This is a genomic window from Pantoea sp. X-Soil-MYKO-1289, assembly GCF_059730625.1.
Genome location: NZ_AP036004.1, coordinates 4,039,649 through 4,059,379, shown reverse-complemented (window position 1 = coordinate 4,059,379; position 19,731 = coordinate 4,039,649). Strand labels below are relative to the sequence as shown.

The following is a 19,731-nucleotide window of genomic DNA, read 5'->3' as shown; positions in this document are numbered from 1 at the left end:
AAGTCACGTTTACGTCGGGTTCAGTCCCGCCCACCTTTCCTCTCTTCTGCATCGCGACCTTCTCTCAGACGTCACCGGAAGGAGTAAGCATGTCTTTGCAACCTGTCTCCTGGGACCAGCGGCTTATTGAAAAATACAATTATGCCGGTCCGCGCTATACCTCATACCCTACTGCGCTTGAATTCAGCGACAGCTACGGCGAGGCGGATTTTCTGCGTGCCGTGGCGCGCTATCCGGAGCGCCCGCTGTCGCTCTACGTTCATATCCCGTTCTGCCATAAGCTCTGCTATTTCTGCGGCTGCAATAAGGTCGTAACGCGCCAGCTGCATAAGGCAGACCGCTATCTGGAGGCGCTGGCGCAGGAGATCCGCCAGCGCGCGCCGCTGTTCCGCGACCGGCGCGTCACGCAGCTGCACTGGGGCGGCGGCACACCGACCTTTCTTAATCATGACCAGCTTTCACGGCTGGTGGCTTTGCTGAGGGATCACTTCAGCCTGGCGGACGATCTGGAGATGTCGATCGAGGTCGATCCGCGCGAAATCGATCCCGATACCATTTCGCACCTGCGCCAGCTCGGCTTTAACCGGCTGAGCATGGGCGTGCAGGATTTCAATAAAGCGGTGCAGGAGCGCGTCAATCGCGTTCAGGACGAAGAGGCGATCTTTGCGCTGATGGCGCGGGCGCGCGAGCAGGGCTTTCACTCTACCAGCATCGATCTTATCTACGGCTTGCCGCTGCAAACGCCGGAGAGCTTCGCCTATACCCTGCAGCGCGTGATTGCGCTTAATCCGGACCGCATGAGCGTGTTCAACTACGCGCATCTGCCGGCGCTGTTTGCGGCGCAGCGTAAAATCAAAGAGCAGGAGCTGCCGTCGGCGCAGCAGAAACTGCAAATCCTGCAGCAGACCATCGCGACGCTGACGCAGCAGGGCTATGACTTTATCGGCATGGATCACTTTGCGAAACCGCAGGACGAGCTGGCGCAGGCGCAGCGCGCCGGATTGCTGCATCGCAACTTCCAGGGCTATACCACTCAGGGCGACAGCGATCTGCTGGGGCTCGGCGTGTCCGCCATCAGCATGACTGGCGACAGCTACGCGCAGAACGAGAAAGAGCTGAATCGCTGGTACGACGCGGTAGCAACGCGCGGCGAGGCGCTGTGGCGCGGCGTAGCGCTTAGCGCGGACGATTGTCTGCGTCGCGACGTCATTAAGCAGCTAATTTGCAACTTCTCGCTCGATTTCAGCGCCATTGAAGCGCAGCACGCAATTCGCTTCTGCGACTATTTCGCGGAGGATTTAGCGCTGTTACAGCCGCTGATCGACGATGGGCTGGTGGAGCGCCGGGCGGGCGGTTTGCAGGTCACTGGCGCAGGCCGTTTGCTGATCCGCAACATCTGCATGTGCTTTGACGTTTATCTACGCCAGAAGGCGCGCCAGCAGCAGTTTTCGCGCGTGATTTAAGGCGAAAATGCGCTGGCGCGGAGTTTAGTTAAACAGGTTGACCATGATGGCGCACAGTACGGTGGCGAAGGCCGCCTGCGGCGAGTGACCGAAGGCGCTGCCGATAACGGCGACATTGTGCGAAATCATGTGAAGAAAAGAATCTAACATCGTTCATCTCCCGATAGCCGCCGGTATGATACTGAACGGCATCGGCATGTAAAGCGGGGCAAGGCGACGTTTTGTGTAAAAAATCGCCTTGCCGCGCGCTCGTTACTCCATGCCCAGCTCTTTCAGCTTACGCGTGAGGGTGTTACGCCCCCAGCCCAGCAGCCTTGCCGCTTCCTGTTTATGTCCCTGCGTATGGCGCAGGGCAGTGGTCAGCAGGGTGCGCTCCATCTCCGGCTGCGCTTCCGAGAGCAGGTTTTGATGACCGGAACGCAGCGCGCGGTCGGCCCACTGCGCCAGCAGGGTCGCCCAGCTGTCCGGCAGCGACTGCACCGGATTGTCCGGCGTGCTGGACTCGAACAGCTCAGGAGGCAGATCCTGAATCAGCACTTCCTGACCGGCCGCCATTACCGTCAGCCAGCGGCAGGTGTTCTCCAGCTGACGCACGTTGCCGGACCAGTGCAGACGCGTCAGCGCCGCTTCGGTTTCTGGATGAAGAATTTTCGCCTCGACGCCCAGCTCGCGGGCCGCCACCTGCAGGAAATAGCGCGCCAGGCGAGGAATATCCTCACGGCGCTCGCGCAGCGGCGGCAGATGCACGCGGATCACGTTCAGCCGGTGGAACAGGTCTTCGCGGAATTTGCCTTCCTGCACCCGCAGCTCAAGATTCTGGTGCGTGGCCGCAATAATGCGCACGTCGACTTTGACCGGCGCATAGCCGCCGACGCGGTAAAACTGCCCGTCGGCCAGCACGCGCAGCAGGCGCGTCTGCACGTCGAGCGGCATATCGCCGATCTCATCCAGAAACAGCGTGCCGCCGTCGGCCTGCTCGAAACGGCCCTGACGAATCTGATTCGCGCCGGTAAACGCCCCTTTTTCATGACCGAACAGCTCTGACTCGATCAAATCTTTTGGGATAGCCGCCATATTGAGGGCGATAAAAGGCGCTTTGGCGCGCGGGCTGTGACGATGCAGCGCATGCGCGACCAGCTCTTTTCCGGTTCCCGATTCGCCATTGATCAGCACGCTGATCGACGAGCGCGACAGGCGGCCGATAATGCGGAAGACATCCTGCATCGCCGGCGCTTCGCCGATGATATCGGTGGTGGGGCCGCTGACCGGCTGATTGCGCGGCTGCTGCTGCTCCTGATAGTGACTAATGGCGCGCTCGACCAGCGCTACCGCCTCATCAATATCAAAGGGCTTCGGCAGATAGTCGAACGCCCCTTGCTGATAAGCGCTGACGGCCGCGTCGAGATCGGAGTGCGCCGTCATAATGATGACCGGCAGCATCGGATGACGCTGCTTAATCTGTTTCAGCAGCGCCAGCCCATCCATGCCCGGCATGCGAATATCTGACAGTAAAACGTCTGGGGTTTTGCTCGAGAGCGCATCCAGCACCTCATTGCCGCTGTCGAAAGTGGCGCAGCTTAACCCGGCTCCAGTAAGCGCGCGTTCAAGCACCCAGCGGATGGAGCTATCGTCATCGACGATCCAGACTATCCCTCGTTGCATAGAAACCTCACTGGCGAATAGGCAGATAAACCGAAAATTCGGTGTGTCCAGGCCAACTGTTGAACTCAATTTTTCCTGAATGCTGATCAATCAGGCTACGGGCGATAGAGAGACCCAGGCCGGTGCCGCCTTCGCGACCGCTCACCATCGGATAGAACAGCGTATCCTGCAGCTGCGCCGGAATGCCCGGGCCGTCATCCTCAACGTCGATGCGCGCCACCAGACGATAGCGCGTGCCGTGCAGCGTAAGCTGGAAGGCGGTGCGGGTGCGTAGAATAATGGTACCGCCCTCATCGCCTAGCGCCTGCAGCGCGTTGCGCACCACGTTCAGCAGCACCTGCTCAATCTGATCGGGATCGTGCGGCAGCTCCGGCAGGCTGGGATCGTAATCGCGCACCAGCGCGACATTCTCCGGCAGCTCCATCGACACCAGATTCACCACCCGTTCCGCAACCTGATGAATGCTCTGCGTGATATGCATGCCAGGCTGCTGCGGACCGAGCAGACGATCCACCAGATTACGCAGGCGGTCCGCCTGCTCGATAATGACTTTGGTATATTCGTTCAGCGACGGATCGGGCAGCGCGCGCGACAGCAGCTGCGCCGCGCCGCGAAGCCCGCCCAGCGGATTTTTAATTTCGTGTGCGAGTCCTCGCACCAGATCGCGCGCCGCCACCTGCTGCGCATGCTGAAGCTGCTCCTGGCTGAGACGGCGCTGGTTATCCATCGGCGCCATCTCCAGCAGAATAAAACCGTCCGGCAGCCGTTGCGCCGTCAGCGCCATCACGTGCGCGCGGCCGTCGACCACCAGCGTCACTTCGCTGTCGGTAAAGCCCTGGCCAGCCTCCAGACTCTCGCGCATCACCTCGATATTCAGCGAAAAGTAGCCGGTCAGATCGGGCAGCGGCGTGCCGAACAATTTGCGTGAGCTTTGCGCCAGTAACTGCTGCGCCGCCGGGTTGGCGTAGTGGATGACCAGATCGTCGTCCACCAGCAGAATACTGTTTATCAGGGAGTTGAGAATTTGCCCCGCGTCGGGCAGGGAGCCAGTTGCCATACAGCGTTCCTCTGCACTAATTTAGTGCATTATACTCTTCCGCGCCTGTTTCCAGACGGCTGAACGATGATTTCGCGGCGAAAAAAGCCCATCCGGAGATGGGCTAAAGTTTCCACGGCAACAAAAATCTTCTGCGCCTTGCGCGTCGCCGCTGCGTTAGCAGCCTCGGGATCTATCCTGTTGCCGCCTGGGCGGCAACGCGACCGGTGCAGAATAAAGATTAAACGCTGTAGTAAAGTTCGAACTCAACCGGATGCGGCGTCATGCGGATACGGTCGTTTTCAACTTTACGCAGTTCGATGTAGGCATCGATGGCGTCGTCGGTGAACACGCCGCCGCGGGTCAGGAACTCGCGATCTTCGTTCAGTGCGTTCAGCGCTTCTTCCAGCGAACCCGCAACTTTTGGAATCTCCGCTTCTTCTTCCGGCGGCAGATCGTACAGGTTTTTGTCCATCGCATCGCCCGGGTGGATCTTATTGATCACGCCGTCCAGGCCAGCCATCAGCAGCGCGGTGAACGCCAGGTACGGGTTAGCGGCCGGATCCGGGAAGCGCGCTTCGATACGGCGTGCTTTCGGGCTGGCGACAACCGGAATACGGATAGAGGCGGAGCGGTTACGGGCAGAGTAAGCCAGCATAACCGGCGCTTCGTAGCCAGGCACCAGACGCTTGTAGGAGTTGGTGGTCGGGTTCGCCAGCGCGTTGATCGCTTTCGCGTGCTTGATGATGCCGCCGATGTAGAACAGAGCGGTTTCAGACAGGCCGCCGTATTTGTCGCCTGCGAACAGGTTCACGCCGCCTTTAGAGAGCGACATATGGCAGTGCATGCCTGAACCGTTGTCGCCGAACATCGGCTTCGGCATAAAGGTCGCGGTTTTGCCGTAGGCGTGCGCGACGTTGTGCACCACATATTTGTAGATCTGAATTTCGTCCGCTTTCTTGGTCATGGTGTTGAAGCGGGTCGCCACTTCGTTCTGGCCAGCGGTCGCCACTTCGTGGTGGTGCGCTTCAACCACCAGGCCCATCTGCTCCATGGTCAGACACATGGCAGAACGGATATCCTGCGCGGAGTCGACCGGCGGAACCGGGAAATAGCCGCCTTTCAGGCCAGGACGGTGGCCTTTGTTGCCGCCTTCGTACTCTTTGCCGGTGTTCCAGGCCGCTTCGATATCGTCGATAGCGACGTGCGAACCGGAAGTTGAAGAGCCGAAACGGATGTCGTCGAACAGGAAGAATTCCGGCTCCGGTCCAAACAGCACGGTGTCGGCGATGCCGGACGAGCGCAGATACTCTTCAGCGCGTTTGGCGATAGAGCGCGGGTCGCGATCGTAGCCCTGCATGGTGCCTGGCTCGAGGATGTCACAACGGATGATCAGCGTCGGGTCTTCGAAGAACGGATCCAGAACGGCGGTGGTCGCGTCCGGCATCAGCACCATGTCTGATTCGTTAATGCCTTTCCAGCCGCCGATAGAGGAGCCGTCAAACATTTTGCCTTCTTCGAAGAAGTCAGCGTTAACCTGGTGAGCAGGGATAGTAACGTGCTGTTCTTTACCTTTGGTATCGGTAAAACGCAGGTCAACAAACTTAACTTCGTGCTCGTTCATCATCGAGAGAACGTGTTCAGCGGACATACTCAACTCTCCTGGAAATGGTCATTGTCATCGTGGTGAGTGGCTGCGTCGTCTGAAACCTGAAGTGTCTGACCGCCATTCCCAACCAACCGATCTCGGCAAGCTCTGCAACCGTCGTGCAACTGCTGTTTTCGCTTGAAAGAGATAAAGCGAATTCTGTGCCAACTTTCTTTTTTGCGGCTAAATCCCGCCTGTGCGCACCCTTTTGTTGCCAGCGCGCTGCACCAGGCTGGCGAATTTGCACCAAAATTGTGCTTTGCCGCCTTTTTGTAGCACCAAAATGGTGCGAGCATCCAACTTAGTGCATTAAGTGCACCGCATCCAGCGCAAATTTCCGCCAGTGCAATAAACTTCAGGTGAAAAGTGTGATCGTGTTCAGTATCCCGCTTAATCCGTGTACAATAGCGCGCTATTTCTAATGCCTGAGGCAAAGTTGTGATCGAAAATTTGCGTAACATCGCCATCATCGCGCACGTAGACCATGGTAAAACCACCCTGGTTGATAAGCTGCTGCAACAGTCCGGTACCTTTGACGCGCGTACCGAAGCGACTGAGCGTGTGATGGACTCCAACGATTTGGAGAAAGAGCGTGGAATTACCATCCTCGCTAAAAACACCGCTATCAAATGGAATGACTACCGTATCAACATCGTTGATACCCCAGGACACGCCGACTTTGGCGGTGAGGTAGAGCGCGTCATGTCCATGGTTGATTCGGTGCTGCTGGTTGTCGATGCGATGGATGGCCCTATGCCGCAAACTCGCTTCGTGACCAAAAAAGCCTTTGCCCATGGTTTGAAGCCGATCGTTGTAATCAACAAAATTGACCGTCCGGGCGCGCGTCCTGACTGGGTTGTTGACCAGGTATTCGACCTGTTCGTCAACCTGGACGCGACCGACGAGCAGCTTGATTTCCCGATCATTTACGCATCTGCGCTGCAGGGCATCGCCGGTCTGGATCACACCGACATGGCTGAAGATATGACCCCGCTGTACCAGGCGATCGTCGAGCACGTTTCTCCGCCGCAGGTGGAAGTTGACGCGCCGCTGCAGATGCAGATTTCGCAGCTGGACTACAACAACTACCTGGGCGTGATCGGCATCGGCCGCATCAAGCGCGGTAAAGTTAAGCCGAACCAGCAGGTGACCGTTGTCGACAGCGAAGGCAAAACGCGCAACGGTAAAGTCGGTAAAGTGCTGGGCCACCTGGGCCTGGAGCGTATCGACACCGACCTGGCGGAAGCGGGCGACATCATCGCGATCACCGGCCTGGGCGAGCTGAACATCTCCGATACCATCTGCGATCCGCAGAATGTAGAGGCGCTGCCGGCGTTGAGCGTCGACGAACCGACCGTGACCATGTTCTTCAACGTCAACACCTCGCCGTTCTGCGGTCAGGAAGGCAAGTATGTGACTTCACGTCAGATCCTTGAGCGCCTGAACAAAGAGCTGGTGCACAACGTTGCGCTGCGCGTAGAAGAAACCGAAGATGCGGACGCGTTCCGCGTATCGGGCCGTGGCGAACTGCACCTGTCGGTGCTGATCGAAAACATGCGTCGCGAAGGCTTCGAACTGGCGGTTTCCCGTCCGAAAGTTATCTTCCGTGAAATCGACGGCCGTAAACAAGAGCCGTTCGAGAACGTCACGCTGGATATCGAAGAGAACAACCAGGGCGCGGTTATGCAAGCCATGGGCGAGCGTAAAGGCGATCTGAAAAACATGGATCCGGATGGCAAAGGCCGCGTGCGTCTTGACTACGTTATTCCGAGCCGTGGTCTGATCGGCTTCCGTAACGAATTCATGACCATGACTTCAGGTACCGGTCTGCTCTATTCCACCTTCAGCCACTATGACGACATTCGTCCGGGCGAAGTGGGCCAGCGTCAGAACGGCGTGCTGATCTCTAACGGCCAGGGTAAAGCGGTTGCCTTCGCCCTGTTCGGTCTGCAGGATCGCGGCAAGCTGTTCCTGGGCCACGGCGCGGAAGTCTATGAAGGCCAGATCATCGGTATTCACAGCCGCTCCAACGACCTGACCGTTAACTGCCTGACCGGTAAGAAGCTGACCAACATGCGTGCTTCCGGTACGGATGAAGCGACCACGCTGGTGCCGCCGGTGAAGATGACCCTTGAACAGGCCATCGAATTCATCGATGACGACGAGCTGGTTGAAGTCACGCCGCAGTCGGTGCGTATCCGTAAACGTCACCTGACCGAAAACGACCGCAAACGCGCGTCGCGCGGTCCGAAAGAGTAAGACGTTTCGCTCTGATAAAAAGCCCCGCTCAGCGGGGCTTTTTTTATTCCTGCCGCCTTTCTGACGCGCATTGTCCCGCCGCAGCGGCACCGCCCGCCTGCGTCAGCTACCATAACGGATTTTCTCCTGCCTGTTACCTGTTCAGCCCCTGGTTTTGCCGCTAGAGTGAATGATCCAGGGAACCAGAGGAGTAACGACATGTTGTACATTTTTGATTTAGGCAATGTGATTGTTGATATCGATTTCAATCGCGTGCTGGGCGTCTGGAGTGACCTCGGCCGCGTACCGCTGGCGCTGCTGCAAAGCCGCTTCCAGATGGATGAGGCGTTTGAGCAGCACGAGCGCGGCGAGATCAGCGACGAACATTTCGCCGCGGAGCTGTGCGAGCGGCTCGACATTGCGCTGAGCTACGAGCAGTTCGTGGCGGGCTGGCAGGCGGTATTTATGGGCGCGCGCGCTGATACGCTGGCGCTGATGAACCAGCTTCGCGCCGACGGGCATCGCGTAGTGATCCTCTCCAACACCAATAAGCTGCATACGGAATTCTGGCCGACGCAGTATCCGGAAGTGCGCGCAGCGGCGGACGCCATCTATCTGTCGCAGGAGCTGGGAATGCGCAAGCCTGAAGCGCGTATCTTCGAGCACGTGCTGCAGCAAGAGGGCTATCGCGCCGATCAGGCGATCTTCTTTGACGATAATGCGGATAACATCGCAGGGGCGGAGGCGCTGGGCATCAGAAGCGTACTGGTCACCGACAGCAAAACCGTGCCGACCTGGCTGGCAAGCCATCGTTGAATGATGACGTCGCGCCCTTTTATTTCGACCTGCCACGCGCTCTGGCTGTGGCTCAGGCTGCTGTGGAAACGCATCGACGACGACAACATGACGACGCAGGCCGGCAATCTGGCCTTTGTCTCGCTGCTGGCGCTGGTGCCGCTGATCGCTGTGGTGTTTGCGCTTTTCTCCGCGTTTCCGGTCTTCTCTGAAGTCAGCGTTCAGCTGAAAAATTTTATCTTCGCCAATTTTGTGCCGGCGACCGGCAACGTGGTGGAGCGCTATCTGGATCAGTTCGTGGCCAACGTGCACCGTATGACGGCGCTGGGCGCGATAGGGCTGATTGTCACCGCGCTGCTGCTGATGCATTCGGTGGATACCGCGCTCAACACCATCTGGCGCAGCCATAAGAAGCGCCCGCTGGTTTACTCTTTCGCCGTCTACTGGATGATCCTGACGCTGGGGCCGCTGCTGGCCGGCGCCAGCCTGGCGATCAGCTCCTACCTGCTCTCGCTGCGCTGGATAAGCGCCAGCGGGGTGTACGGCGTTATCGATCAGGTGCTGCGGGTGTTTCCCTTGCTGCTCTCCTGGCTCGCGTTTTGGCTGCTTTACAGCATTGTGCCGACGCGCAACGTGCCGTCGCGCGACGCCTTAATCGGCGCGCTGGTGGCGGGCGCGCTGTTTGAGCTGGGTAAAAAGGGCTTTGCGCTCTATGTTACGATGTTTCCTTCATACCAGCTGATTTACGGCGTGTTGGCGGTTATTCCAATCCTGTTTCTCTGGGTCTACTGGACCTGGTGTATTGTGTTGTTAGGCGCGGAAATTACCGCGACGCTGGGCGATTATCGCCAGCTAAAACAACAGGAAGGCGAAAAAGAACGAGAGGTTGCATGATTGCGTTGATTCAACGAGTACTCAGCGCCAGCGTCAGCGTGGATCGCGCGGTGGTGGGCGAAATCGGTCCTGGCCTGCTGGTGCTGTTAGGGGTGGAAAAAGAGGACGATGAGAAGCGCGCCGAGCGGCTGGCGGAAAAAGTGCTGGGCTACCGCATCTTCGGCGATGAGCAGGGAAAAATGAACCTTAATGTCCAGCAGGCGGGCGGCAGCGTGCTGGTGGTGTCGCAGTTTACGCTGGCGGCGGATACGCAAAAAGGCATGCGCCCCTCTTTCTCCGGCGGCGCGGCGCCCGCTGAGGCGAATCGCCTGTATGAATATTTCAGCGACTGCTGTCGTCGCCAGGGCGTAACCACCGCCAACGGACGCTTCGCCGCTGATATGCAGGTTTCGCTGGTCAACGATGGTCCTGTCACCTTCTGGTTGCAGGTGTGAGTCTGGCAGCCGAGCGGCACGGGATCGGCCACGCAAGCTCAGAACGAGAGAACCACTTTATGTATCATCTTCGGGTACCGCAAACGGCGGAAGAGCTGGATATGTACTACCAGTTCCGCTGGGAAATGCTACGCAAGCCGCTGCGCCAGCCGCAGGGCTCGGAGCGGGACGGCTGGGACGCGCTGGCGCATCATCAGATGGTGGTGGACGAGCACGGCCAGCCGGTGGCCGCCGGACGTCTCTATATCAACGCCGACAACGAAGCGTCGATTCGCTTCCTCGCCGTCCATCCCTCAGTGCAGGGGAAAGGGCTGGGCACGCTGGTGGCGATGACGCTGGAATCGGTGGCGCGGCAGGAAGGCGTCAAGCGCGTGACCTGCGCCGCGCGCGAAGACGCGGTGGAGTTCTTCGCCAAGCTGGGCTACCTCAATCAGGGAGAGATTACCGCGCCGCAGACCACGCCGGTGCGTCACTTCCTGATGATTAAACCGGTGGTGACGCTGGACGATATTCTGCATCGCGCCGACTGGTGCGGTCAGCTGCAGCAGGCCTGGTACGACAATATTCCGCTCAGCGAGAAGATGGGCGTGCGCATTTTGCAGTTCACCGGCCAGAAATTTATCACCACCATGCCGGAAACCGGCAACCAGAACCCGCACCATACCCTGTTTGCCGGCAGCCTCTTCTCGCTGGCGACCCTGACCGGCTGGGGGTTGATCTGGCTGCTGCTACGCGAGCGCCATCTTGGCGGCACCATCATCCTGGCGGACGCCCATATTCGCTACAGCAAACCGATCGCCGGACGTCCCGGCGCGATTGCCGATATCGGTTCGATGAGCGGCGATCTGGATCGCCTGGCGCGCGGTCGCAAAGCGCGCGTGCGCCTTGAAGTCGAGCTGTACGGCAATGAGGAGCCGGGCGCGGTGTTTGAAGGGGTCTATATCGTACTGCCCGCCGATCCCGACGAGCCGTTAGAAGAGGGCGGCTCCGGCGCGCGCATCAACTAAAGCATCAGGGCCGATAATGCGGCCCTGATGCTCTCTTTATCTCACTTCGCCCGCCTGCATCTGCTGCTGAACCTGCTGCGTATCGGTGCGCAGCGAGAGCGAGCCGTTGGCCGAAGATTTCAGCGGCGTGTCCGCCTTGAGCGAGGCGTTGAGCTGAAGCTGGAAATTGCTCGGGCCGCTCGCCGGCAGCGCAGGCCAGCCCCAGTTTTGCAGTATTCCAGCGGGCACTGCCTGGCCTTTCAGCGTCAGCGCTACCGGGCGATCGGGCTGCTGGCCGACGCTGGCCGAGCCTTCCAGCAGTCCATTGCCGCTAAAGGCGCTCATCTCCGTGACCTGAATCTGCCGATCGTCGGCGATAAGCGACAGCGACGGATGACGCAGATCAACGCGGTTAAACGTCGCTTCGGCGGCGTTGAGACTCAGCTTGCCTGACCAGATCCCCCACTGATGCTGACGCGCCAGCAGCAGATTCTCGCCGCTGCCCTCCAGCGAGGTCATCTGAAACGGAAACGCCGGATTGATATCGATGATCAGGTTGCGATTAGAGGTGAAACGTCGCACCTCCAGCGAATCGAGCCAGGTCGGCAGCGCTGCCTGCCAGCGATCGCGCCAGTTTTCCGGCAGGGTATATTCCAGCCCGGCGACCGCCAGATTATTCAGCGTCAGACGCTGGTCGCTGCGGCTCCAGCTGCCGTCGGCGCGGATTACGCCGTTGGCCCAGCGCGAGCTGAACTGGGTCAGGGCGATGCCCTGCGACGACAGATCGAGATTGAGGATCGGATCGTTAAGCTCGAAGCGTCCATTGATAAAGTTGCTGGCGTTCAGCGAGAGCGAACCGTCGTCGCTGCGCCAGTCGTCGCCTTGCCAGGTCAGGTTTTTCAGCGTCAGATCGAGATCGGTGACTGCCCAGTCCGGGCCCTGAAGGCGCGCGTCGGTCATATCCAGACGGTTAATGGTGACGGAAGGCAGCGCCTGAATCGGCCGCAGAAAGTCCGTCAGGCTTTGGGCGGTTTGCAGGCGAATATCGTTGAGGCGAAGCTGGCGGATCAGCCAGTTGCCCTGCGCATCGCGCTCGGCGCTGCCGGTCATTGAACCGCGCGCCAGATCGGCGCCGACGTTGCTGAACAGCATGCGGCCCTGCGATACGCTGCCCTGAATCAGGACGTTAGCGCCTGACACCTTGTTCAGCGTCAGGTCGCCTGCGCTCATCTGAAACTGCGCGTCGCTGCCCAGCATGCTCTTCGTCGTGGGTTTCCACGGCATAACGCCGCCGTTTACCTGCTGAGCCGCAAGCGGCAGCGGCGTGTCTGGACTGTCAATGCGCATATTGTTCAGCTGCAGGCGTCCCGCCTGGAAAGGCAGGGTGTCGCCAGGCGTCAGGTTCGCCAGATTCACCACGCCGTCGCGCAGCGCGATGCTGCCAAAATTCAGCGGATCGCTGAACTGCAGCAGCGCGAGTCCGAGATCGACGCGCTTCGCCACCACTGCGGCCGGCTGGCCGTCATGACCAAAGGTGAAGTCGTCGAGAATGATGTGCGAAGGCGAGGAGAAGTTATGCTCAATCTTGCTGAGCGAGAGATGCCAGGCGGTTTTGTCGCTCACGTAGCGGCTGAACCAGCCTGCGCCCCATTGCGTCTGCAACAGAACGTAGATCACCACCAGGCTTAGCACCAGTAGCAGCAGTACCGTAAGAAAAAATTTTCCAAGAAATTTCATTGTATCCATCCCGCCATCTTTCCGGTCAGTGCTTGTTATGCCTGAATTACCTTTGTAGCTCAACAGCCTGGATGTAAATACGAATAAATAGAGGAGGCGGGCCGATCGCCCGCCGGAGAGGTTACTTTTCCTGCGGGAAGATCAGGTTCAGCACGATGGCGGTGATCCCGCCTGCGGCGATGCCGGAAGAGAGCAGGGTCTTCAGCCAGTCTGGCGCGAACTGCAGGATCAGCGGCTGCTGCGATACGCCCAGCCCGACCGCCAGCGACAGCGCGATAATCATAATCGCGCGGCGGTTGAGCGGTTCGCGCGACACGATGCGCACGCCGGAGGCGGCGATGGTGCCGAACATGACGATGGTCGCGCCGCCCAGCACCGGTTCCGGAATATGCTGCACAAAACCGCTCACCGCCGGAAACAGACCCAGCACGATCAGCATCAGCGCCACGACAAAACCGACGTAGCGGCTGGCGACGCCGGTAAGCTGGATAACGCCGTTGTTCTGGCCAAAGCAGGAGTTGGGAAAGGTATTGAACAGCGCGGAGACAAAGGAGTTCAGCCCGTTCGCCAGCACGCCGCCTTTCAGGCGCTGCATATAGAGCGGACCGCTAACCGGCTGCTCTGAAACGTCTGAGGTTGCGGTAATATCGCCGATCGTCTCCAGCGAAGTGACCATAAACACCAGCATCAGCGGAACCAGCAGGTTCCAGTCAAAGCCCAGCCCATAGTAGAGCGGCGTCGGCACCGCGATCAGCGGCTGGCTGGCCGGCGCGGCGGTTTGCGGCAGCATATCCATCAGCCAGGCGGCGAGATAGCCGATCGCCATGGCGATCACCAGCGACGCGACGCGCAAATAGGGATTACGCTGGCGGTTGAGCACGATGATCACCGCCAGCACCACGCCCGCCAGCAGCAGGTTTTTCGGCGCGCCGAAGCTGTGATCGTTCATCGCGGCGAAGCCGCCGCCAATCGAGGTCAGACCGACCTGAATCAGCGACAGGCCGATAATCATCACCACGATGCCGGAGACCAGCGGGGTGATAATGCGGCGCGCCAGGTGCAGAACGCGCGACAGCACCATCTCGGTACAGGAGGCCACCATCAGGGTGCCGAACAGCGCCGCCATCATGGTCGGCACGTCGGCGCCGCCGTTTTTCAGCGCCATGCCGCCCATAATCAGAGGCGTCACAAAGTTGAAGCTGGTGCCCTGAATCGACAGCAGGCCTGAGCCGACCGGACCCCAGGTTTTAATCTGCAGCACCGAGGCGACGCCGGAGGCGAACAGCGACATGCTGATAATGTGCTGCGTATCCTGCGCAGGCAGGCCCAGCGCCTGACAAATCAGCAGCGCGGGCGTGATGACCGCCACGAACATCGCCAGCAGATGCTGACAGGCGGCAAACAGCGTTTGCGGCAGCGGCGGACGATCTTCAAGGCGGTAAATCAGCTCGCTCTGGCGCGGCGTTGTCGCTTTAGGGTGTGTGGCGTCTGGTTGATTAACGGACATAAAGTGGCTTCCCAATCTGTGAAGAGGGGGATTTTAAACCGCTGATGGCTGAAAGCAATCGTTTGCCAGCCTTTATCTTATGCGCATCCGGGCGCAAGCGCGGTCAGATCAAAGGAGAGAGGAAATTAGACGTTGGTATAGCGCGCGGTTTCCGGCAGCCAGCGCTCGATCAGCGCCTTCGCCTGCTCCGGATAGTGCTGGTGGATATGGCGCGCCACGCGCTGTACTTCCGGCACCATCGCCTGATCGCGCAGCAGATCCGCTACCTTGAATTCGGCGTTGCCGGTCTGGCGCGTGCCCAGCAGCTCGCCCGGACCGCGGATCTCCAGATCGTGCTGGGCGATGACGAAGCCGTCGTTGCTGTCGCGCAGCACCTGCAAACGACGCTGCGCGGTTTTGCTCAGCGGCGCCTTGTAGAGCAGCACGCAGTGCGACGCCACCGCGCCGCGTCCGACGCGCCCGCGCAGCTGATGCAGCTGAGCCAGACCCAGGCGTTCCGGATTTTCGATAATCATCAGGCTGGCGTTAGGCACGTCGACCCCGACTTCAATCACCGTGGTCGCCACCAGCAGCTGCATCTCATTGGCTTTAAACGCCGCCATTACCGCCTGTTTTTCCGCCGGCTTCATGCGGCCGTGCACCAGACCGATATTCAGGTCGGGCAGCGCGACTTTCAGGGCTTCCCAGCTCGCTTCCGCCGCCTGCGCTTCCAGCAGATCGGACTCTTCGATCAGCGTGCAGACCCAGTAAGCCTGGCGGCCCTCCTGGCAGGCGTGGCGCACGCGGGCGATGATGTCGTCGCGGCGGCTGTCAGGGATGGCGACGGTGGTGACCGGCGTACGGCCTGGCGGCAGCTCGTCAATGGTCGAGGTATCGAGATCGGCGTAGGCGGTCATCGCCAGGGTGCGCGGAATCGGCGTCGCGGTCATAATCAGCTGATGCGGATGGAAGCCCTGCTCTTCGCCTTTCTCCCACAGCGCCAGCCGCTGATGCACGCCGAAACGATGCTGCTCGTCGATAATCACCAGCGCCAGCCCGTTGAATTGCACCTGCTCCTGGAACAGCGCATGCGTGCCGACCACCATCGCCACTTGTCCGCTGGCGATCGCCTCCTGCTGCGCCTGTCGCGCTTTGCCTTTCTGCTTGCCGGCCAGCCAGCCGACTTCGATGCCCAGCGGCGCGAACCAGCTGCGGAAGTTGTTGGCGTGCTGCTCTGCCAGCAGCTCGGTGGGCGCCATCAGCGCCACCTGCTTGCCGTGCGCGATCACGTCGAGCGCCGCCAGCGCCGCGACCAGGGTTTTACCGGATCCGACGTCGCCCTGCACCAGGCGCATCATCGGGAAATCGTTGGCCAGATCGCGTTCAATCTCCTGCACCACGCGTTTTTGCGCGTTGGTCGGGGAGAAGGGCAGCGCCGCCAGCAGTTTGTCGCTCAGCGTATGGCGCGGCGCCATCGGCAGGGCGTAATAGCGCTGCGCGCCGGCGCGCACCGCCAGCATGCTGAGGTTGTGCGCCAGCAGCTCTTCAAGGATCAGACGACGCTGCGCCGGATGGCGGCCGTGCTCCAGCTCGCTCAGGCGCAGATCCGGCGGCGGACGGTGCAACGTGCGCAGCGCCTCCGGCAGGCTAATCAGTCCCTGCGCCAGCTCCTGCGGCAGCAGTTCGGCGATCGGCACGCTTTCCAGCAGCGTCAGCGCCTGATCGGTCAGGCTGCGCAGCGTAGCCTGACGAATGCCTTCGGTGGTGGGATAGACCGGCGTCAGGGTCTCTTCCAGCGTAACCGGGCTCTGCTCGCCCTGAACGCGGTACTCGGGGTGAATCATTTCCGCGCCGCGCTGGCCACGCTTGATCTCGCCATAGGCGGTCACGCGACGCCCCGGCGCCAGGCTGTTCTTCATCCCGGCATTAAAGTTGAAGAAACGCATGGTGAGCACGCCGCTGCCGTCGCTGATCTGACATACTAGCATGCGGCGTCGGCCAAAGGAGATATCGGACTGCAACACCTCGCCCTCTACCGTGGCCCAGATGCCGGGCAGCAGATCGTTAATGGCGTAGAGCTGAGTGCGGTCTTCGTAGCGTAGCGGGAGATGGAGCAGCAGATCCTGAATGGTATGCAGGCCGAGCTTAGCCAGCTTCGCCGCCTGACTGGCGCCGACGCCGGTCAGGGTACTGAGCGGAATGGCATCCAGCAGGCGGCCTTTCATTTCTTTTTCCCCGTGGCCTGCATGCTGGCCCACCAGTCGGCGTCAGCTTCCACTTCGCCCTGGGCGTTGATATGCGGATAGGGCAGACCTTTCTGCTTCGCCACGCGCGCCAGCACCGGATAGCCGCCTTCGAACAGCAGGCGCTGCTGCTCCTCTTCGTCCAGCAGGCTGTGCCGACGCTGATAGAGTCCGGCGTTCTGCCGCTGGCGCTGCGCTTCGTAGAGGATCAGCGCAGAGGCCACGGAGACGTTCAGCGACTGCACCATGCCTACCATGGGAATAATGATGTCGCAATCGGCCAGCGCCAGCGCCTCGGCGGTGATGCCGGTTTTTTCCTGACCCATCAGAATGCAGGTCGGGCGGGTGTAATCTATTTCGCGAAAATCGACCGCTCTGTCCGACAGGTTGGTCGCCAGCACCTGCATGCCGCGATCTTTCAGGTGGGTAACCGCCTGGGCGATATTGCGATGGGTTTTGACCTTCACCCAGCTGTTGCTGCCGGCGGAAGCGGAGACCATAGTGCGCATGCGTTCGCTGGGCCAGACGGCGTGCACTTCGTGAATGCCCACCGCATCCGCCGTGCGGATCACCGCCGATACGTTGTGCGGCTTGTGCACCTGTTCCATACAGACGGTGAGGTCGTGCTGGCGAAGCGCCAGCATCTCCTGAATACGAGCGAAGCGTTGAGCGTTCATGCGCTAGTTACGGTTACGGTGGACTTTGATCACGTCCGGCATCACGCGAATTTTACGCATAATATTCGCCAGATGGACGCGATCGCGCGCGGTCAGGCGGATAAAGGCGCTGTAAACGCGGCCGTCGCGCTCTTCGGTGTTGAGACTCTGGATATTCGAGCCTGCGGTATTAATCGCCGCCGTCAGGTTCGCCAGCGCGCCCTGATGGTTGAACATGTCGACTTTAATCTCCGCCACGAACTCCTGCTCGGTGACCTTATCCCACTCCACCGGCATGAATTTTTCCGGCTCTTTCTGGTAGCCGCGAATATTGCGACAGGATTCGTGATGCACCACCAGTCCCTTGCCGGGGCTGACGTGGGCCACGATGGGATCGCCGGGAATCGGACGGCAGCATTTGGCGAAGGTAATCAGGACGCCGTCCGCGCCTTTGATCGGCAGCTTGCCGCGTTTGCTGCTGCTCGGCGGCGTCGCATTGCTCGACTGCAGCAGGTTCTTCGCCACCACCACGCTCATGGCGTTGCCGAGGCCGATCTCCGCCAGCAGGTCGTCCAGCGACGTCAGCTTCATGCGATCCAGCTCTTGCTTGATGTTCGCGGGCGAGATCTCCGCCAGCTTGCGGCTGCCGCCGAGCGCGTGGCTCAGCAGGCGACGGCCAAGGTTGACGGAGTCTTCGCGCTTGAGGTTTTTCAGCAGCTGACGAATTTTGGCGCGCGCTTTGGAGCTAACGACGAAATTGAGCCAGGCGGCGTTGGGACGCGCGCCCGGCGCCGTAATGATCTCAACCGTCTGGCCACTGGTCAGCGGCTGCGAGAGCGGATAGGGCTGGCGATCGACGCGCGCGCCGACGCAGGCATGGCCGATATCGGTATGCACCGCATAGGCGAAATCGACCGGCGTCGCGCCGGCCGGCAGCTCGACGATGCGGCCTTCCGGCGTAAAAACGTAAATCTCGTCAGGGAAGAGATCGGATTTAACGCTCTCGATAAATTCAAAAGAACTGCCCGCGCTCTGCTGCAGCTCCAGCAGGCTTTGCAGCCAGCGCTGGGCGCGAATCTGCGCGGTAGTGCCGCTTTCGCCCGCCTGTTTATAAGCCCAGTGCGCGGCGACCCCCATTTCTGCCATCTGATCCATATCTTCGGTACGGATCTGCACCTCGACCGGCACGCCGTGCGGGCCGATCATCGAGGTATGCAGCGACTGATAGCCGTTGGCTTTAGGGATAGCGATGTAATCTTTCATTCGGCCTGGACGCGGTTTGTACAGGCTGTGCATCTGACCGAGCACGCGATAGCAGGTGTCCACGTCCTTCACGATCACGCGGAAAGCGTAGATATCCATGATGGAGTGAAAACGCTGCTCTTTCAGCGTCATTTTGCGGTAGATAGAGTAGAGATGTTTTTCACGGCCGCTGACGCGGCAGGGAATGCCCGCTTCCTGCAGACGCCCGTCGATTTCCGACAGGATCTTCTGAATCATCTCTTTGCGGTTGCCGCGCGCCGCTTTGACGACCTCTTTAATCACGCGATAGCGATTAGGGTAGAGCGCCTCGAAGCCCAGCTCTTCCAGCTCGATCTTCAGGTGATGGATACCCAGGCGATGCGCCAGCGGACTGTAGATCTCCAGAGTTTCCAGCGCGATGCGACGACGCTTGTCTGGACGCAGCGAGCCCAGCGTACGCATATTGTGCGTGCGGTCGGCCAGCTTGATGAGAATGACGCGGATATCCTGCACCATCGCCATGATCATCTTACGGAAGTTCTCAGCCTGCGCCTCTTTCTTGTCGCGGAAGGTCAGCTTATCCAGCTTGGATACGCCTTCCACCAGCTCCGCCACGCTTTTGCCGAACAGCTGCTCCATATCCTGATAGGTTGCCGGCGTGTCTTCGATTACGTCGTGCAGCAGCGCGGCCATCAGCGTTTCATGGTCGAGCTTCATCTCCGCCAGAATGCAGGCGACGGCAACAGGATGGGTAATGTAGGGCTCGCCGCTGGAGCGTGTCTGTCCCTCGTGAGCATCACGTGCGACAAGATACGCTTGCTGGAGGCGCTTGATTTGCTCCTCCGGCAGGTATTTTTCAATCAGCTGATTGAGGCTTTCAAACAGATACAAGGTTGGCCTGCAGGTTGCTGTTAACGACGGCCTTCAGCGATAGCGGTAACGGCTTGTAATTCAGCGGCTTCCTGCTCTTGCTGCTCCTGACGATCGCGCACGTCGAGGATCTGGTTGGTGATCAGGCCTTCTTCGATCTCGCGCAGGGCGATAACGGTGGCTTTATCGTTCTCTTCCGGAACCAGCGGATCTTTACCGCCTACCTGCATCTGACGTGCACGACGTGCAGCGACCAACACCAGGTCAAAACGGTTACCAATTTTTTCTACTGCGTCCTGAACGGTTACGCGTGCCATAGGTGTGCTACTCCACAGATGAAG

The 19,731-nt window shown here is 59.9% G+C and carries 16 protein-coding genes; 6 read left to right on the top strand and 10 right to left on the bottom strand.

Going from position 1 to position 19,731, the window contains the following annotated elements:
• Window positions 1–89: 89 nt before the first annotated feature.
• Window positions 90–1,463 carry an oxygen-independent coproporphyrinogen III oxidase gene (hemN, locus tag AC6I7Z_RS19265; RefSeq protein ID WP_497815354.1) on the top strand — a complete coding sequence of 458 codons (1,374 nt, stop codon included), beginning with the start codon at window positions 90–92 and terminating at the stop codon, window positions 1,461–1,463.
• A 24-nt stretch (window positions 1,464–1,487) separates the two neighbouring features.
• Here the strand turns inward: hemN and AC6I7Z_RS19260 are convergent, their stop codons facing one another.
• The 4 genes from AC6I7Z_RS19260 to glnA form a co-directional block, all read right to left on the bottom strand.
• On the bottom strand, window positions 1,488–1,613 hold the full coding sequence (locus tag AC6I7Z_RS19260; protein ID WP_147632217.1) for a YshB family small membrane protein: 126 nt from the start codon (window positions 1,611–1,613) through the stop codon (window positions 1,488–1,490).
• 102 nt (window positions 1,614–1,715) lie between these two features.
• The gene (glnG, locus tag AC6I7Z_RS19255; protein WP_033792920.1) at window positions 1,716–3,125 is read right to left on the bottom strand and encodes a nitrogen regulation protein NR(I); all 1,410 of its coding nucleotides are present in this window, start codon (window positions 3,123–3,125) and stop codon (window positions 1,716–1,718) included.
• Between the two features lie 7 nt (window positions 3,126–3,132).
• Window positions 3,133–4,182, bottom strand: a complete 1,050-nt coding sequence (gene glnL / locus AC6I7Z_RS19250; protein ID WP_033754238.1) for a nitrogen regulation protein NR(II) — start codon at window positions 4,180–4,182, stop codon at window positions 3,133–3,135.
• Window positions 4,183–4,402: 220 nt separating this feature from the next.
• Window positions 4,403–5,812 carry a glutamate--ammonia ligase gene (gene glnA, locus AC6I7Z_RS19245; protein ID WP_434126487.1) on the bottom strand — a complete coding sequence of 470 codons (1,410 nt, stop codon included), beginning with the start codon at window positions 5,810–5,812 and terminating at the stop codon, window positions 4,403–4,405.
• A 435-nt stretch (window positions 5,813–6,247) separates the two neighbouring features.
• On the opposite strand from glnA, the gene typA reads away from it, so the two are divergent.
• The 5 genes from typA (at window position 6,248) to fabY (ending at window position 11,177) form a co-directional block, all read left to right on the top strand.
• Window positions 6,248–8,068 carry a ribosome-dependent GTPase TypA gene (gene typA, locus AC6I7Z_RS19240; RefSeq protein ID WP_033754244.1) on the top strand — a complete coding sequence of 607 codons (1,821 nt, stop codon included), beginning with the start codon at window positions 6,248–6,250 and terminating at the stop codon, window positions 8,066–8,068.
• Between the two features lie 198 nt (window positions 8,069–8,266).
• On the top strand, window positions 8,267–8,863 hold the full coding sequence (gene yihX / locus AC6I7Z_RS19235; RefSeq protein WP_033754247.1) for a glucose-1-phosphatase: 597 nt from the start codon (window positions 8,267–8,269) through the stop codon (window positions 8,861–8,863).
• A 3-nt stretch (window positions 8,864–8,866) separates the two neighbouring features.
• Window positions 8,867–9,736: a virulence factor BrkB family protein gene (locus AC6I7Z_RS19230; RefSeq protein WP_497815475.1), complete on the top strand. Its 870-nt coding sequence runs from the start codon at window positions 8,867–8,869 to the stop codon at window positions 9,734–9,736.
• Entirely contained in the window at window positions 9,733–10,170 is a 438-nt protein-coding gene (dtd, locus tag AC6I7Z_RS19225; protein WP_497815353.1) for a D-aminoacyl-tRNA deacylase, read from the top strand. Before AC6I7Z_RS19230 ends, dtd begins: the two co-directional genes overlap by 4 nt.
• Before the next feature lie 59 nt (window positions 10,171–10,229).
• Window positions 10,230–11,177 (top strand): fatty acid biosynthesis protein FabY, encoded by a 948-nt coding sequence (gene fabY / locus AC6I7Z_RS19220; RefSeq protein ID WP_033754253.1) that lies wholly within the window; start codon window positions 10,230–10,232, stop codon window positions 11,175–11,177.
• Window positions 11,178–11,213: 36 nt separating this feature from the next.
• On the opposite strand, the gene AC6I7Z_RS19215 is transcribed toward fabY, so the two are convergent.
• The 6 genes from AC6I7Z_RS19215 to rpoZ form a co-directional block, all read right to left on the bottom strand.
• Window positions 11,214–12,893, bottom strand: coding sequence for an AsmA family protein (locus tag AC6I7Z_RS19215; RefSeq protein ID WP_497815352.1), 1,680 nt, complete (start codon window positions 12,891–12,893; stop codon window positions 11,214–11,216).
• Window positions 12,894–13,014: 121 nt separating this feature from the next.
• Window positions 13,015–14,400 (bottom strand): nucleobase:cation symporter-2 family protein, encoded by a 1,386-nt coding sequence (locus AC6I7Z_RS19210; RefSeq protein ID WP_497815351.1) that lies wholly within the window; start codon window positions 14,398–14,400, stop codon window positions 13,015–13,017.
• 125 nt (window positions 14,401–14,525) lie between these two features.
• A complete protein-coding gene (recG, locus tag AC6I7Z_RS19205) occupies window positions 14,526–16,604 on the bottom strand; it encodes an ATP-dependent DNA helicase RecG (protein ID WP_497815350.1) in 2,079 nt (692 codons plus the stop codon).
• Window positions 16,601–17,299: a tRNA (guanosine(18)-2'-O)-methyltransferase TrmH gene (gene trmH, locus AC6I7Z_RS19200; RefSeq protein ID WP_497815349.1), complete on the bottom strand. Its 699-nt coding sequence runs from the start codon at window positions 17,297–17,299 to the stop codon at window positions 16,601–16,603. Before trmH ends, recG begins: the two co-directional genes overlap by 4 nt.
• A gap of 3 nt (window positions 17,300–17,302) precedes the next feature.
• Window positions 17,303–19,411: a bifunctional GTP diphosphokinase/guanosine-3',5'-bis pyrophosphate 3'-pyrophosphohydrolase gene (gene spoT / locus AC6I7Z_RS19195; protein ID WP_497815348.1), complete on the bottom strand. Its 2,109-nt coding sequence runs from the start codon at window positions 19,409–19,411 to the stop codon at window positions 17,303–17,305.
• 20 nt (window positions 19,412–19,431) lie between these two features.
• Window positions 19,432–19,707: a DNA-directed RNA polymerase subunit omega gene (gene rpoZ / locus AC6I7Z_RS19190; RefSeq protein WP_013511051.1), complete on the bottom strand. Its 276-nt coding sequence runs from the start codon at window positions 19,705–19,707 to the stop codon at window positions 19,432–19,434.
• Between the last annotated feature and the right edge of the window lie 24 nt (window positions 19,708–19,731).